A 15,390-nucleotide genomic window follows, 5' to 3' on the forward strand; every position below is an offset into this window, starting at 1 on the left:
TGTGTTGTATTCAGGTCATAAAAAAAGCTTCCAAAGATAAGGAAGCTTTTTCGAATTATTTTATTTTGTTTTTCAGATTAGCTTTTAACCGGATCTGGTAAAACTGTACCTTTAATAGTAAGTACTTTTGTTGGTTGTCCTTCAGCATTAGAAGTTACAGTTACAGTTTTAGTAAAAGTACCTACTCTGTCAGTAGCATATTTTACACCAATAATACCTTTAGCACCCGGAGCGATTGGCTCTTTTGGAGTTGTTGGTACAGTACAACCACAAGATCCTTGTGTATTTGTAATGATTAATGGTTTAGTTCCGTTGTTTACAAAAACAAATTCACGTTTCCCGTCAGCATTGTGAGCGATAGTTCCGTAGTCAATAGTTTCTGTTTCGAAAGCCATTCCGGCTCCTTCAACCTTAGCAACCTTAGCAGCTTTAGCTGTTGTTTTTTTAGCTTGAGCGTTAGAAGCAGTAATTCCAACTACAGCTAACATAGCGAATAAAATTATTTTTTTCATCTTTAGAATCTTTGTTTTAATTATGAACAAATCTATAGAAAAATCTAATATCTTAATATAAAAAAATCTTAAAATATTTTAATTTTTGATCCACTTCGATATTCCTTTAAAATATTATAAATTCGCTATCTTAATTTTTCATTTAAAAGACAATAATTTGGCAGCGAAAGAGAAAGTGGTGAAAGAAACACCCTTAATGAAACAGTACAACGAAATCAAGAGAAAATATCCTGATGCATGTCTGCTTTTTAGAGTGGGTGATTTTTATGAAACCTTTGGCGAAGACGCGATTAGGGCATCAAAAATCCTTGGAATAACCTTGACCAAAAGAGGTGCTGGTTCTGAAACAGAAACAGCTTTGGCAGGTTTTCCGCATCATTCTATTAATACTTATTTGCCAAAATTGGTTAAAGCCGGACTTCGTGTAGCGATTTGTGATCAGCTTGAAGATCCTAAAATGACCAAAACTATCGTGAAACGTGGCGTTACTGAGTTGGTAACTCCGGGAGTTTCTTTAAATGATGAAGTTTTACAATCCAAAACAAACAACTTTTTAGCATCGGTTTATTTTGCTAATAAAAATATAGGAGTTTCTTTTCTGGACGTTTCGACCGGAGAGTTTTTGACGGCTCAGGGAAATGCAGAATATATAGATAAGTTATTGCAAAATTTTAATCCCAGTGAAATTCTGGTTCCTAAAAATAATAAAGGAGATTTTAAAGCTTCTTTCGGCGAAGATTTTCATACTTTTTATCTGGAAGACTGGATTTATAAAGAAGATTATGCTGTAGAAACCCTGACTAAACATTTTCAGACCGTTTCATTAAAAGGGTTTGGAATCGAAGAATTAAAAGAAGGGATTATTGCTTCGGGAGCGATTTTGTATTATTTGTCTGAAACGCAGCACAATCGTGTACAGCATATAACCGCAATTCAGCGTATTGCAGAAGATGCTTATGTTTGGATGGATCGTTTTACCATTAGAAACTTAGAATTATATCATAGTTACAATCCAAATGCAGTAACGCTTTTAGATGTTATTGACAGAACGCTTTCGCCAATGGGCGGTCGTTTGTTGAAACGTTGGCTGGCTTTACCATTAAAAGATAGTAATAAAATAAAAGGACGTCACGATGTGGTTTCGTATCTGAAATCAAATTCTGAAGTTCTGTATAATATTCAATATCAAATTAAGCAAATTTCAGATTTAGAGCGTTTAATTTCTAAAATCGCTGCAGGGAAAGTTTCACCGAGAGAAATTGTGTATTTAAAAGAGTCTCTGGATGCTATTATTCCAATAAAAACTTTGGCTTTGCAAAGTCCGCAGGAAGCTGTAAAAGTTATTGGGGATAGTTTGCATGCTTGTGATTTATTGAGAGAGAAGATCAAAACGACTTTGAATCAGGATGCGCCTGTCGCAATTGCAAAAGGAAATGCAATTGCAAGAGGTATTAGTGAAGAGTTAGATGATTTACGTGATATTTCAACTTCTGGGAAAGAATATCTGGAAGGAATCGAAAAAAGAGAATCAGAACGAACAGGAATTTCTTCTTTAAAAATATCCTTCAATAATGTTTTTGGATATTATATTGAAGTAAGAAATACGCATAAAGATAAAGTGCCGACAGAATGGATTCGTAAACAAACTCTTGTAAATGCCGAACGTTATATTACAGAGGAATTAAAAGAATACGAAACGAAAATTCTGGGTGCCGAAGAGAAAATTCATAAAATCGAATCAGAGCTTTTTGAGCAATTAGTAGCCTGGATTGCGACTTATATCAAACCAGTTCAAATGAATGCTAATCTAGTAGCGCAATTAGATTGTTTGTGTTCGTTTACGCAATTGGCTGTTGAGAATAAATACGTTTGTCCTGAAATTGATGAAACATTCGAACTCGAAATCAAAAACGGTAGACATCCTGTTATCGAAAAACAATTGCCGGTAGGAACGCCTTATATTGCCAACGATGTTTATTTAGACAGAGAAACGCAGCAAATTATAATGATTACCGGACCCAACATGTCGGGTAAGTCGGCTATTTTAAGGCAAACTGCTTTAATTGTATTATTGGCTCAAATGGGAAGTTTTGTTCCTGCTGATAGTGTTAGAATGGGAATTGTAGATAAAATCTTTACCAGAGTAGGAGCGTCGGATAATATCTCGATGGGAGAATCTACTTTTATGGTCGAGATGAACGAAACGGCTTCAATTTTGAATAATATCTCAGATCGTAGTTTGGTGCTGTTAGATGAAATTGGTAGAGGAACCAGTACCTATGACGGAATCTCGATTGCCTGGGCGATTGCTGAATTTTTGCACGAATATCCAGGAAAGCCTAAAACTTTGTTTGCGACACATTATCACGAATTAAACGAAATGACGGAATCGTTACCGAGAATTCAAAATTACAATGTTGCGGTAAAAGAATTAAAAGATACCGTTCTTTTTATCAGAAAGCTGGTAAAAGGAGGAAGTGCTCATAGTTTTGGAATTCATGTTGCAAAAATGGCGGGAATGCCTCAGATTGTAATTTTGAAAGCGCAGAAGCTGTTGAAAAAATTAGAAAAGAATCATTCAAGCGATGCATTAAACGGGATAAAAGAAACTGCTGACGAAATGCAAATGAGTTTCTTTAATCTGGATGATCCTTTGTTAGAAGAAATAAAAGAAGAGATCATGAGTCTTGATATAAATGCGATAACACCAGTAGAAGCATTGATGAAGCTTAACGAGATTAAAAGAATGTTGGTTAAAAAATAATTTCAGATTTAAAGTTTAGGTTATCAGAAAGTTATAAAATAAGTAGATTTTTTTTCAAAAAACGCTTGTATAATTGAATAAATGTCCTAAATTTGCACTCGCAATACAGAACAAGTCAGGTATTGCGTAGTTCTTACAAGAATTTGAAATGCGAAAATAGCTCAGTTGGTAGAGCGCGACCTTGCCAAGGTCGAGGTCGCGGGTTCGAGCCCCGTTTTTCGCTCAATGTCATATTAATGCTCGGATGGTGAAATTGGTAGACACGCTGGACTTAAAATCCAGTGAACAGCAATGTTCGTGCGGGTTCAAGTCCCGCTCTGAGTACTAAAGCCTCTTCTTTTGAAGAGGCTTTTTTTATTGTGTAAACTCGCACAACATAAAATAAATTTGCGAAGTAAATTTATTTTAAAGAATCTAAGAATCTATCCCGATAGCTATCGGGACTAAGAATTTAAAATCAACAATCTAAAATCTAAAATAATAAATGGGTGCTTTCGTAATTAGCAAGAGGTTTAACGATGAGTATAAGTTCGTGTTTACTTCAAGAAAGGGTAAAGTGATCTTTACGAGTTTGAGTTATGAATTGAAATTTGAAGGTGAGGAGGATATTGAAAAGTTTAAGGCAAATATAGATCAGGCTAAGTTTTTAAAATTTAAAGGTTCTGGAGGGAAATATTTCTTTAAGTTAATGTTAGGTGAGGTTCACTTCGCAACAAGTCGTAAGTATACTACGGAGTTGCTTTTGCAAAAGGGAATAAAGGAGATTGTAACGTACGGTGCAAGATCTGAGATTTTAGATTTTTCGTCGAGTGAGTCGATTTTTGAGGATGAAGAGGAAGAGGTGGAAGTAGGAGAAGAGGTGGGAGATTAGAGTAAAATTCCAATGCTGTAAATTCTAAATTCCAATAGTTTGGTCGCTTATTTGATTTTGTTTAATAAGTTTTGAAAAAAAAATCCCGAATTCCAAAAATACATTGAGTGTTGTTGGAATTCGGGATTTGTGCTATTGAACTTGGAGTTTAAAATATTGGAAATTTTAAATTAGTTTTTGAGCATAAAAAAAACCATCTCAAGGATGGTTTTAAAATTTTTAGAACTTAGGTTCTAATTATTTTTTTACTTCTTCTACTTTAGCAGCAGCAGAATCAACTTTAGCAGCAGCAGAATCAACAGTTGCAGCAGCAGAATCAACTACAGCAGCAGCAGAATCAACAGCAACAGCAGTAGAATCTACAGACTCAGTAGCTGCAGCATCAGCTTTTTTACAAGAAACAACAGTTAAAACAGCAACAACAGCTAAACTTAAAAATACTTTTTTCATCTTACTTTATTATAAAAGGTTAATTATTAATTCGTGGCAAAGATATAAATTTTTTAATATGTAAAATATTTTTTCACTTTTTTTTTAAAATATTTTCATTGCTCACGATTATCTTAGTTATCAAATAATATGCCAAAATACTAAAATTATGTTATATTGTTGTATTTTTCGAATAAATTATTTTTTGTTGAATATTCAATAAGAGAATTGGCTGTTTCTATTCTCTTCCTTGCGGTTTATTTTGTTTTTGATTCATTATTTGATAAGTTAAAAAAGCGAAAAAGAGCTTGTTTAAGCTCTTTTATAAATAATAACGACAGGAAATCTTATTTTACATGAATAAATCGCTTAAGAAACGATATTCATAATGGTATTTGTAGCTCCTTTATTGTCCTGAATATAAGATCTGCAAATGCTGCTTTTTTCATCAAAGAAATTAGTATCATTAAGCAAACGATCCAGTGTTTCTTTTAACTCCTTACTATTAGAAATTGTAATACATCCTTCAAGTGCAACTAATTGGACTGCTTCTGCGAAATTAGAGTAATTTGGACCAATTACAATCGGAATTCCAAATGTTGCAGGTTCAAGAATATTATGAATTCCCGGATTTCCAAAACCGCCTCCAACATACGCTATTGTTCCATAGCTGTAAATTTTAGTCAATAATCCTATTGTATCTATAATGAAGACATTATATCCAGATAAGTCAAGGTCTCTCTTTTCTGAAAATAATACAGTCGATTTTGTGATTTGACTTTTTAAACTTGTTATTTGATCTGGTTTAATGTTATGAGGAGCAATAATAAATTTTACATGCTCAGGCGCCTGATTAATATATTCTGCTAATAAAGCCTCGTCTTTTGGCCAGGAACTTCCTATTACTATAGTAGGGAAATCATTTTTGAAGTTTTCGATAAAGTCAAGTGTGTTGTCTCTTTCTAAAATTGCATTAACACGGTCAAAACGAGTGTCACCGGAAACGATCACATTATGAAAACCTATTGCTTCAATTTTTTCTTTAGAACTTTCATTCTGAACAAAGAAATAAGTAAAAGCCTTTAATGCTTTTCTGTAAAAACCACCATACCATTTAAAAAACATCTGATTGTCTCTGAAGATTCCGGAAATTAAATAAGTAGGTGTTTTGCTTGTTTCCAGTTCTTTTAGGTAGTTGAGCCAAAATTCATATTTAATAAAAAATACCAATTCAGGATGTGCTAATTTTAAAAATTGCTTCGCATTGCTTTTAGTATCTAACGGAAGGTAAACAGTTATATCGGCAACTGTGTTATTTTTACGCACTTCATAACCTGATGGAGAGAAAAAAGTAACAATGATCTTATGGTCAGGATATTTTTCTTTGATTTTTTCGATTACCGGTAAACCTTGTTCGTATTCGCCAAGTGATGCCGAATGAAACCAAATCGTTTTATCTGAGGGTTTTATTTTTTCCTCTAAAATAGAAAAAACATTTTTCCTACCGTTTACAAAAAGTTTAATTTTCGGACTAAAAAGTGCCACAATTTTCAGAAAAAACCCCGCAATAGAAATGACTAAATTATATAGAAAAAGCATCTGTTTATTTTTGTGGCTAAATTACGCTTCTTTCGATTATTTTCATTGGTTTGAAGGTATTAAATAACTATTTTTGTTCCTCCTTTTAGAGATTCTGATTACAAAACAGGTCTTTAATTTTAAAATATATTGAAAATGAAAAAAATTCAAATGGTTGACTTAAAAAGTCAATACGAAAAAATAAAAACTACCGTTGATGCTTCGATTCAAGAAGTTTTAGATACAAATACTTATATAAACGGACCTTTAGTACATCAATTTCAAAAAAATCTTGAAGATTATTTGGGAGCAAAACATGTAATTCCGTGTGCAAACGGTACAGATGCTTTACAGATTGCTATGATGGGGTTAGACTTAAAGCCAGGCGATGAGGTAATTACTGCCGATTTTACTTTTGCAGCAACTGTTGAGGTTATTGCTTTATTGCAATTAACACCGGTTTTGGTTGATGTTGATATGACTAATATGAATATCGATATCGAAGCTATTAAAAAAGCAATTACGCCAAAAACTAAAGCAATTGTTCCGGTACACTTATTTGGACGTGCTGCCAACATGGATGCAATTATGGAAATTGCAACTGAACATAATTTATATGTAATTGAAGATAATGCGCAGGCAATTGGAGCCGATTATATTTCGAAATCAGGAACAAAAAGCAAAGTAGGTGTTATTGGTCACGTGGCTGCAACTTCATTCTTTCCGTCTAAAAACTTAGGCTGTTATGGAGATGGTGGAGCGATTTTTACCAACGACGATAAATTAGCACACATCATCCGCGGAATTGTAAATCACGGAATGTACGAGCGTTACCATCATGATGTTGTAGGTGTAAATTCACGTTTAGACAGTATTCAGGCAGGAGTTTTAAATGCGAAATTGCCGCTTTTAGACGAATATAATGCAGCACGTCGTTTGGCAGCTTCAAAATATAATGCAGCTTTTGCCGGAAATGCACATATCATTACGCCGGAATTTGATGCAAACGAAAATGATCACGTTTTTCATCAATATGTATTGAGAATTATCGATGCAGACAGAAATGCTTTATTACAGCATTTGCAGGATAAGCAAATTCCATGTGCAATTTACTATCCAATTCCATTGCATTCTCAAAAAGCGTATGTTGATCCTCGTTATAAAGAAGAGCAATTCCCGGTTACCAATCAATTAGTGAAAGAAGTTATTGCTTTACCAATGCATACTGAGCTTGATGATGAGCAAATTAAATTTATTACAGATTCTGTTTTAGAATTTTTAAATAAATAATTATGAGAAGTTTACGTGTTTTAATTTTGATGGTTCTGGTTTCGTTTTCGGCTTTTGCTCAAAAATCGAATACGAAAGATGAAACTGCTATTATTAATCAGGTTGAAATTTTGCGTAAAGCAATGATTGATGCTGATGGAGCGAAATTAAAAGCATTAACTTCTGATAAATTGACCTATGTTCATTCGAACGGTAATTTTCAAAACCAGGCAGAATTTGTGGACGGAATCGTGAGCGGAAAATCTGATTTCGTTACTATCGAATTTCAGAATCAAACTATAACGATTCAGGATAATGTTGCAATAGTACGACATGTTTTGTCTGCCCATACCAAAGATGACGGAATCGACAGAGATATAAAAATAGGAATAATGCTTGTTTGGCAAAAGCAAAAGAACAACTGGATTTTGATTGCCAGACAAGCTTACAAATTAACTACATAATAAAAACAACCGCAAAATGAAAGTATTAGTAACAGGAGGATTAGGTTTTATTGGTTCTCACACCGTAGTCGAATTGCAAAATGAAGGCTTTGAAGTAGTGATAATTGATAATCTTTCTAACTCTACAGAAGATGTTTTAAAAGGAATTACAGCCATTACAGGAAAAACGCCTTTATTTGAAAAAATTGATTTAAGAGAGAAAAGTGCCGTTCAGGATTTCTTTAAAAAACACAATGATGTTACAGGAGTAATTCATTTTGCAGCTTCAAAAGCGGTAGGTGAAAGTGTAGAACAACCTCTATTATATTATGAAAACAATATTGCTTCGTTGGTTTATTTGCTGCAGGAATTACAGCAAAAACCAGAGGCAAGTTTTATTTTTAGCTCGTCTTGTACAGTTTACGGTCAAGCCGAAAAAATGCCAATTACAGAAGATGCTCCCGTACAGGCAGCAATGTCTCCTTACGGAAATACCAAGCAAATAGGGGAAGAAATAATCACAGATACAGCTAAAGTTACTAATATTAGCGCCATTTTATTACGTTATTTTAATCCTGTGGGAGCGCATTCAAGTACTGAAATTGGAGAACTACCATTGGGAGTTCCTCAGAATTTAGTACCTTTTATTACGCAAACCGGAATGGGATTGCGTCAGGAATTATCAGTTTTTGGAAATGATTACCCAACACCTGACGGAACTGCAGTTCGTGATTATATTCACGTTGTCGATTTGGCAAAAGCACACGTAATCGCTTTACAGCGTTTATTCAATAAAAAGAATTTGCAAAAGGTTGAAACGTTTAATTTAGGGACAGGAACGGGAAGTTCAGTTCTTGAAGTAATTCATAGTTTCGAAAAAGTAAGCGATAAAAAACTACCATATGTAATTAAGCCACGCCGCGAAGGTGATATAACAGAAGCGTACGCCAATACAGATAAAGCAAACGATGTTTTAGGCTGGAAAGCAGAATTAAGTTTAGACGAAGCAATGGCAAGCGCCTGGAAATGGGAGCAGAAAGTTCGCTCTTAATTTAGTGTTCAGTCTCAGTCACGGTTTACAGTTGCTGACGATAAAACAAAAAGTCCCAAATAATATTTATTTGGGACTTTTTTATAGATATAGTTTTTAAACTGAAAACTGCGACCGAAAACTGAATACTAAAAATTAAGCATTCGCAGTAACCGCTTCTTTATCGATTTTGTTGATCAAACCGGCTAACACTTTTCCCGGACCAACTTCAGTAAACAAAGTAGCGCCGTCAGCGATCATTTGCTGAACTGATTGTGTCCATTTTACAGGAGCAGTCAATTGAATGATTAAATTCTTTTTAATTTCGTTTGCATCCGAAACTGCGCTTGCAGTAACGTTTTGGTAAACAGGGCAAATAGGTGTAGAGAAAGTTGTAGCTTCAATTGCAGCTGCTAATTCTTCTCTCGCTGGTTCCATCATTGGTGAGTGAAATGCTCCTCCAACAGGTAAAATCAGCGCCCGTTTTGCTCCTGCAGCTTTCATGGCTTCACAAGCTTTTTCAACTGCTGTAGTTTCTCCGGAAATTACTAGTTGTCCAGGACAGTTGTAATTTGCAGCAACCACGATTCCGTCTATCGAAGCACAAACTTCTTCAACAATGTTATCCGCCAATCCTAAAACAGCAGCCATTGTAGATGGAGTAATTTCGCAGGCTTTTTGCATAGCTAGAGCACGTTGAGAAACTAATTTCAAACCGTCTTCAAAAGATAAAGTTCCGTTGGCAACTAAAGCTGAAAATTCGCCCAATGAATGTCCTGCAACCATTTCGGGTTTAAAATCTTCACCTAACGTTTTAGCTAAAATAACCGAGTGTAAAAAAACCGCTGGCTGAGTCACTTTAGTTTCTTTTAGTTCTTCGGCAGTACCTTCGAACATGATATCTGTAATTCTGAAACCAAGAATTTCATTGGCTTTTTCGAATAATTCTTTGGCTAAAGCCGAACTTTCATATAAATCTTTGCCCATTCCTGTAAACTGTGCGCCCTGACCTGGAAATACGTATGCTTTCATTTGTCTAATTTAAGATTGAATTTTTTTAAATTGAAAATTAGTTTCAATTGAAAGGCAAAAATAGTATTTTTTTAGCTCGTATAATCCTTAAACATGTAAATCCATGCTAATCTTGAAAATCGGAGATTGAAAGAAGTGAGTAAGATAATTACAACGGCAATAATAGGAATGATTCTTAAATCGAAATTTTTCTCAAAGAAAAATTGAGCAACGCAGTAAGTTGCAATACCCTGAGCGACTGTTAATCCGTAATTTACATACATCGCACCAAAGAAATAACCAGGTTCTTTCTGGAACTTGTAATTGCAATGACTGCAGTATTCATTCATTTTTGGCAAACTAAAATTTAGAAAAATATTTTTGTCTTTAAATACTTTTCCTTTATGACAAATAGGACATTCGTTACTTAAAATATGAGTTAATGCACTTGACATGATTTTGTTGTTTTTTATTTATACAAAGGTAATTTGTAATCTGTTAAAAGTCTTTTTTATATCTTCGCTACTTATAGCATAATAAAGACATTTTGGGATAAAAATTCCAATAAAAAAAATCCAAATTCCAAAACTGAAATTCCAAATTCCAAAAAATCTAAAAGCTGCAATCTAAAATCTAACCTCGTATGAAAAGATATCCCGTTTATAGTGTTCAGAATTTTAGCTGTAATGATATTCATCGTGATTTTTATGTGAATACTTTTAAGGAACATCTAAAAAGTCACAGTTTTGTCGAAGAACCACATCGTCACGATTCCTATTTAATGGTATTTTTTACCAAAGGTTCAGGACAGCATGAAGTTGATTTTGATCAATTCGAAATCAAAAAAGGAAGTTTGTTTGTGTTGCAGCCAGGACAAATGCATCATTGGAGTTTGTCTGAAGATATTGAAGGATTTGTGATAATCTTTTCACAGGAATTGTATAATTTGTATTTCGGGCAGAAAAACATCAATGAATATAATTTTTACCATTCTATTCACAATCGGCCGGAAATGGTTTTTGAAGAAAAAGAAATTCCAAAAATCCTTCCGTATTTTGATTTGCTAATTCAGGAAAATAATCAGGAAAATAAATATCAACTCGATAAAATGCTGAATTTGTTAGACTGTATTCATATCGAAATCACCAGGAAATACAACGAAACCTATTCGCATCAAACGCATTCTTATAATATTAAGATCGATAAGTTCGAAATACTTTTGGAACAATATTTTAAAGAAGAAAAACTTCCCTCTTTTTACGCTGAAAAATTAAACATTACATTAAAACACTTAAACAGAATCTGCAATGAGATTCTACAAAAAACAGCCACAGAAGTAATCACAGATCGCGTAGTTTTAGAAATAAAAAGAATGTTAATCGACAAGCAATTAGCAGTAAACGAAGTGGCGTTTAAAGTAGGTTACGAAGATTACTCTTATTTCTCCCGATTCTTCAAAAAACAAACCGGAATGTCTCCAAGTGACTTTAGGAATGCTACTCGGTAGTTTTTCGCCACGAATTCACGAATTAAGTTCAACTCAAAGCTTAAATTAATTCGTGAATTCGTGGCTATTTTTTTCTAATCTAAACAAAAAAATCCTGCACTTCCAAAAAAGTACAGGATTTTAAACCAACCAAATTAAATTCTATTATTGTCGGATTAAGCTTGTTTTACAAATTGTAATTCAATGTTTAATTTTACTTCTTCGCCTACTAAAACACCTCCGGTTTCAAGAGCAGAGTTCCAGTTTAAACCCCAGTCTTTACGATTAATTTTTCCTTCTATGCTTAAACCTACTTTAGTATTTCCCCAAGGATCAGTCAGGATTCCGCTATATTCTACAGGAAAAGTTACGGTTTTAGAAACACCTTTAATGTTTAAATCTCCAGTGATTTCATAGCTTCCAGAATTAATTTTTTTGAATGATGAAGCTTTGAAAGTTAGTTTTGGATGATTTTCTACATCAAAAAAGTCACCACTTCTTAAATGTCCGTCTCTGTCTGCGTTTGCAGTATCGACAGAAGCAATGTCAGCAGAAAATTCGATAGCTGCATTTTCGAAGTTGTCTCCGTCTGTAGTAATTGTAGCATCGTATGTTCCAAATTTTCCTGAAACATTTGTAAACATCATGTGTTTAACTTTAAAACCAATTTCTGAATGTGTTGGGTCGATTGACCATTTTGTAGTTGCCATAATTTTTATTTTTAAATAATTAATTTCATTTTGATAGGACAAAGTTACGTCCGTAGTACTCGAAACACACTTAACCTAGATTAAGAAATGAAAAATGTGATTTTTAATTTTTTTAAATTGATTATCTTAAAAATACAATTCTCATGTAGATTAAAATTATCTTTTAGGAAAAGTTTAGTAAAAAAAGAAACGATAATAAGTTGAATGTCAGCTTATATATCGTTTCTTGAAAAAAAATATTAATTGTAATCTTTGAATTAGTAGTTCATCGGAATATCCATCAATAGAAATTCAGCATCAGTATTTGCTTTTATAGTCAAAACATCAGTTCCTGAAATTCCAACAGCATCACGAGTGTTTAATTCCTGACCGTTAATGGTAACATTTCCTTTTAATATGAAAGCGTAAACTCCGTTTCCTTCTTTTTTGATTTTATATTCAGTAGATACACCTGAGTCAAAATTCCCCATGTTAAACCAGGCATCCTGGTGAATCCAAACTCCCTCATCATCAGCATTTGGAGATAAAATTTGCGCTAATTTATTGTGTCTGTCCGCAACGTTCAAAGTTATTTGTTGGTAACGAGGATCTACATTTCTTTTGTTTGGAAACAACCAGATTTGCAATAATTTAGTTTGCTGATCTGCATTCGGGTTAAACTCACTATGCTGAACTCCGGTTCCGGCACTCATCACCTGAATATCACCATTTTTGATGATTTCAGTATTTCCCATACTGTCTTTGTGCGCCAAATCTCCTTCAAGCGGAATCGTAATGATTTCCATATTATCGTGAGGGTGCGTTCCAAAACCCATTCCACCAGCGATTGTGTCATCGTTCAAAACACGAAGAGCGCCAAACTGAATTCTTTCCGGGTTGTACCAGCTTGCAAAACTAAAGCTATGATAAGCGTTAAGCCATCCGTGATTTGCATTTCCTCTTGTTTCTGCTTTGTGTAATACTATATTTTCCATGATCTGTGTGTTTTGTTATTTTTATAGTACAAAGATACCACCGAGGTGAATGAAAGGCACTTAACCTAGATTAAGAAAAAGATGCTAAGATTCTGAGGAGCTAAGAGGCTAAGGTTTTTCTGGAGCAGAAATTTTGGTTTTCAAAAGACGTCTGGTCCCGCTATTCCTTCCAATCTTTTATGTCCGCCGCGGCGGACACAAAAGGATTTCCAGTGCTATCGGGGCTAAATTAGAAGTTTTGTTTTCAGAAGATGTATCGATGCAAAGCGACAAAGTAACCACGTAGCTTTGTCATCTCGACGAAGGAGAGATCTCCGCAAGTAACTCCGCACAGTAAGTCGCTAATCTTTACAGAGCTTCTCGCGGAGATCTCTCCTTCGTCGAGATGACAAGATTATGCTGAGATAATTATATTGAAAGGGAAATAAAACGTTTTGTGACTTCGCGGGATCAAAAGAAACTAAATTACTTAATTTTAATCAATTTCCCTTTTCCAACGACTTCGTCAAGATAATTCGCAGCCGAACTTTGCTTATCATGCATATCAAACAAGATAGTGTCTTTTTTGATTTGATCTTTTGGAATACTTATAATTAAGTCTCTATTGATAAAATTATCCAATACTATTACATTACCATACGATATTTTTCCTTTTGGCAGATACTTATTATCAAATACAAAAACGCTATCCTTAAAAGTGATTTTATCTTTTTGAACGTAGACATTATCATCTTCTAACAAATAATTATAACGGCCATTGAGTTTATCTGTTTCCTGATTGAAGTTAATAGAAAGCAGCGTTATTATTAAAACAAGATATTTCATAATATTCTAACTAAATTGATTTATAAATTGCTGAACCACTGCATCCGTATTCTCATGTCGTCTTTTCTTCTCTAATGCAATTGGCGGTGCAGCTCTTTCAAGACAATTTTTTACGTCACAAGTCTCACAAGTTACGCCCACAATTCTTTTTACCAAAGGTTTTCCTTCGATAAATTTGAATTTCTTTTTCATGGTCGGATTAATTAAAATTCCAACTGAAATACTTCGAATGGTATCCTGCAAAAAAGGATCTTTTGTGGCTGATGAAAAAACCAAATATTCATTGCCACTGTGTGCATAACTTGAAATTTGAGCGTCAAAAAAATGAGGTTTATTTTGTATAATAGCTTCATCAATCGTTTTTACCGAAACCCATCTTCGGCAATAATGTTCGTCGGTTTCGTTGGCATGCGGTTCTTGCTGATTGGTAATGTGTAATTCTTTTTTGATTTGATATTTATCAGAGCCAATTTTATGGGACATTCTTAAAAAGAATAAATTTTTAAGATGAAAATCTTTTGGCAATAGATTGGTCAGTCTCTGATAGAAGGATTCCGGCGAAACCTCAAAACTCTCGATGAGCGATACAAATTCTTCGGGATTAGGTTTTTCGTTGTTTAAGAAATCATTGATTTTGCTGGCAACCAATTGTCTTGGCAACAACAAAGCTCCTGCAAAGTACGAAGCATAAAAGTTATGCAGCACCTGATCAAAATTTTCGAACTTAATCCAGCTAAAAGTGAGTAATCTGTCTGAAATTTTCAAATAATTATAGGCGATTTCTTTGGCTAAAATAAACGCTTTCTGCGGATTATCTAATTCTGTAGAGAGTAATAATGTTTTGCTTTTAGGAACGAAAATAGAGCGTAAATCGCCTAAAGCTTCCTGTTCAGAAAATACTATTTCTTTTATTTTATAATCATATTCTACTTTTAAAATGGCCTCTAATTCTTCGATACTCACTTTTGAATCTAAATTGATCTGAAATGATTTCGAAAAAGAAATGACTTTCTCTTCCAGATCCTCGAAATAATTATTGTGCGCTTCCTGATACGATCGTAAAGCGGCCAAAAAGAAACTTTCGCGACTTAAATTATAATGCTGCGCGATTTCGATAATCGTACTAATAAAGGCATTAACCTTAGCTGGTGCATTAGCAATAATGTCTATTAGGTCGGCTTCCTGAATTCCAAAAAGTTCTAAAGGAATTTCTTTTAAAATACCTGATTTCAGAATTTCTCCAATGGGAGCGAGATTATTATCAAGTTTTAAAGAGACCATTTGGTCATAACTTGTTTCTAAATGCTCGCACAGAAGTAAAATTTTATCTGTTTTTGGATATTTTTTTCCCTTTTCAATCTCGTTTAAATACGATTTTGAAAGATTGGTCAATTTGGCTAAGCCAAAAAGAGAAAGATTTTTTTGAGTTCTGACTTGCTTGAGTTTTAGCCCAAATATCAGCTTTATATAGTCTTTTTCGATATCCAT

Annotated in this window: 15 protein-coding genes and 2 tRNA genes; 8 read left to right on the forward strand and 9 right to left on the reverse strand. The window is 33.9% G+C overall.

Translation table 11 applies throughout. The features are described from left to right. Nucleotides 1-77: 77 nt before the first annotated feature. The gene (locus B0M43_RS08785) at nt 78-512 is read right to left on the reverse strand and encodes a DUF1573 domain-containing protein (protein ID WP_065452097.1); all 435 of its coding nucleotides are present in this window, start codon (nt 510-512) and stop codon (nt 78-80) included. 157 nt (nt 513-669) lie between these two features. Between B0M43_RS08785 and mutS the strand changes: the two genes are divergently transcribed. The 4 genes from mutS to B0M43_RS08805 all read left to right on the forward strand — a co-directional run bounded on the left by mutS (nt 670) and on the right by B0M43_RS08805 (nt 4,147). Further along, on the forward strand, nt 670-3,276 hold the full coding sequence (gene mutS, locus B0M43_RS08790) for a DNA mismatch repair protein MutS (RefSeq protein WP_078008700.1): 2,607 nt from the start codon (nt 670-672) through the stop codon (nt 3,274-3,276). A gap of 150 nt (nt 3,277-3,426) precedes the next feature. Then, nucleotides 3,427-3,499, forward strand: a tRNA-Gly gene (locus tag B0M43_RS08795). A gap of 15 nt (nt 3,500-3,514) precedes the next feature. After that, nucleotides 3,515-3,600 (forward strand) — tRNA-Leu (locus tag B0M43_RS08800). 160 nt (nt 3,601-3,760) lie between these two features. Further along, the gene (locus B0M43_RS08805; protein ID WP_078008648.1) at nt 3,761-4,147 is read left to right on the forward strand and encodes a DUF1508 domain-containing protein; all 387 of its coding nucleotides are present in this window, start codon (nt 3,761-3,763) and stop codon (nt 4,145-4,147) included. A 237-nt stretch (nt 4,148-4,384) separates the two neighbouring features. On the opposite strand, the gene B0M43_RS08810 is transcribed toward B0M43_RS08805, so the two are convergent. Beyond that, a complete protein-coding gene (locus B0M43_RS08810) occupies nt 4,385-4,597 on the reverse strand; it encodes a hypothetical protein (protein WP_055095081.1) in 213 nt (70 codons plus the stop codon). Nucleotides 4,598-4,945: 348 nt separating this feature from the next. Further along, nucleotides 4,946-6,175 (reverse strand): 3-deoxy-D-manno-octulosonic acid transferase, encoded by a 1,230-nt coding sequence (locus B0M43_RS08815; RefSeq protein WP_078008647.1) that lies wholly within the window; start codon nt 6,173-6,175, stop codon nt 4,946-4,948. Nucleotides 6,176-6,310: 135 nt separating this feature from the next. On the opposite strand from B0M43_RS08815, the gene B0M43_RS08820 reads away from it, so the two are divergent. From B0M43_RS08820 to galE, 3 genes are read left to right on the forward strand one after another with little or no spacing between them, the layout of a single operon-like run. Continuing rightward, nucleotides 6,311-7,444, forward strand: a complete 1,134-nt coding sequence (locus B0M43_RS08820; RefSeq protein WP_078008646.1) for a DegT/DnrJ/EryC1/StrS aminotransferase family protein — start codon at nt 6,311-6,313, stop codon at nt 7,442-7,444. Between the two features lie 2 nt (nt 7,445-7,446). Then, nucleotides 7,447-7,887 carry a nuclear transport factor 2 family protein gene (locus B0M43_RS08825; protein ID WP_078008645.1) on the forward strand — a complete coding sequence of 147 codons (441 nt, stop codon included), beginning with the start codon at nt 7,447-7,449 and terminating at the stop codon, nt 7,885-7,887. Nucleotides 7,888-7,903: 16 nt separating this feature from the next. Next, entirely contained in the window at nt 7,904-8,917 is a 1,014-nt protein-coding gene (gene galE, locus B0M43_RS08830; RefSeq protein WP_065452102.1) for a UDP-glucose 4-epimerase GalE, read from the forward strand. A 135-nt stretch (nt 8,918-9,052) separates the two neighbouring features. Here galE and fabD read toward each other — a convergent pair whose 3' ends face one another. Both fabD and B0M43_RS08840 read right to left on the reverse strand, forming a co-directional pair. Continuing rightward, nucleotides 9,053-9,928, reverse strand: coding sequence for an ACP S-malonyltransferase (gene fabD / locus B0M43_RS08835; protein WP_074659772.1), 876 nt, complete (start codon nt 9,926-9,928; stop codon nt 9,053-9,055). Between the two features lie 71 nt (nt 9,929-9,999). Then, entirely contained in the window at nt 10,000-10,362 is a 363-nt protein-coding gene (locus B0M43_RS08840) for a DUF983 domain-containing protein (protein ID WP_065452103.1), read from the reverse strand. Nucleotides 10,363-10,550: 188 nt separating this feature from the next. Here B0M43_RS08840 and B0M43_RS08845 point away from each other — a divergent pair, with 188 nt between their 5' ends. Further along, entirely contained in the window at nt 10,551-11,414 is an 864-nt protein-coding gene (locus tag B0M43_RS08845; RefSeq protein ID WP_078008644.1) for a helix-turn-helix domain-containing protein, read from the forward strand. Nucleotides 11,415-11,569: 155 nt separating this feature from the next. On the opposite strand, the gene B0M43_RS08850 is transcribed toward B0M43_RS08845, so the two are convergent. From B0M43_RS08850 to B0M43_RS08865, 4 genes are all read right to left on the reverse strand, one after another. Continuing rightward, nucleotides 11,570-12,103: a YceI family protein gene (locus B0M43_RS08850; RefSeq protein WP_065452105.1), complete on the reverse strand. Its 534-nt coding sequence runs from the start codon at nt 12,101-12,103 to the stop codon at nt 11,570-11,572. Between the two features lie 257 nt (nt 12,104-12,360). Continuing rightward, the gene (locus B0M43_RS08855; protein WP_078008643.1) at nt 12,361-13,077 is read right to left on the reverse strand and encodes a pirin family protein; all 717 of its coding nucleotides are present in this window, start codon (nt 13,075-13,077) and stop codon (nt 12,361-12,363) included. Nucleotides 13,078-13,542: 465 nt separating this feature from the next. Beyond that, a complete protein-coding gene (locus tag B0M43_RS08860; RefSeq protein WP_065452107.1) occupies nt 13,543-13,902 on the reverse strand; it encodes a hypothetical protein in 360 nt (119 codons plus the stop codon). 6 nt (nt 13,903-13,908) lie between these two features. Beyond that, complete coding sequence (locus tag B0M43_RS08865) at nt 13,909-15,390, reverse strand: helix-turn-helix domain-containing protein (protein WP_078008642.1); 1,482 nt, start codon at nt 15,388-15,390, stop codon at nt 13,909-13,911.

The sequence above is a fragment of the Flavobacterium sp. KBS0721 genome, assembly GCF_002007065.3.
GTDB lineage: Bacteria > Bacteroidota > Bacteroidia > Flavobacteriales > Flavobacteriaceae > Flavobacterium > Flavobacterium piscis.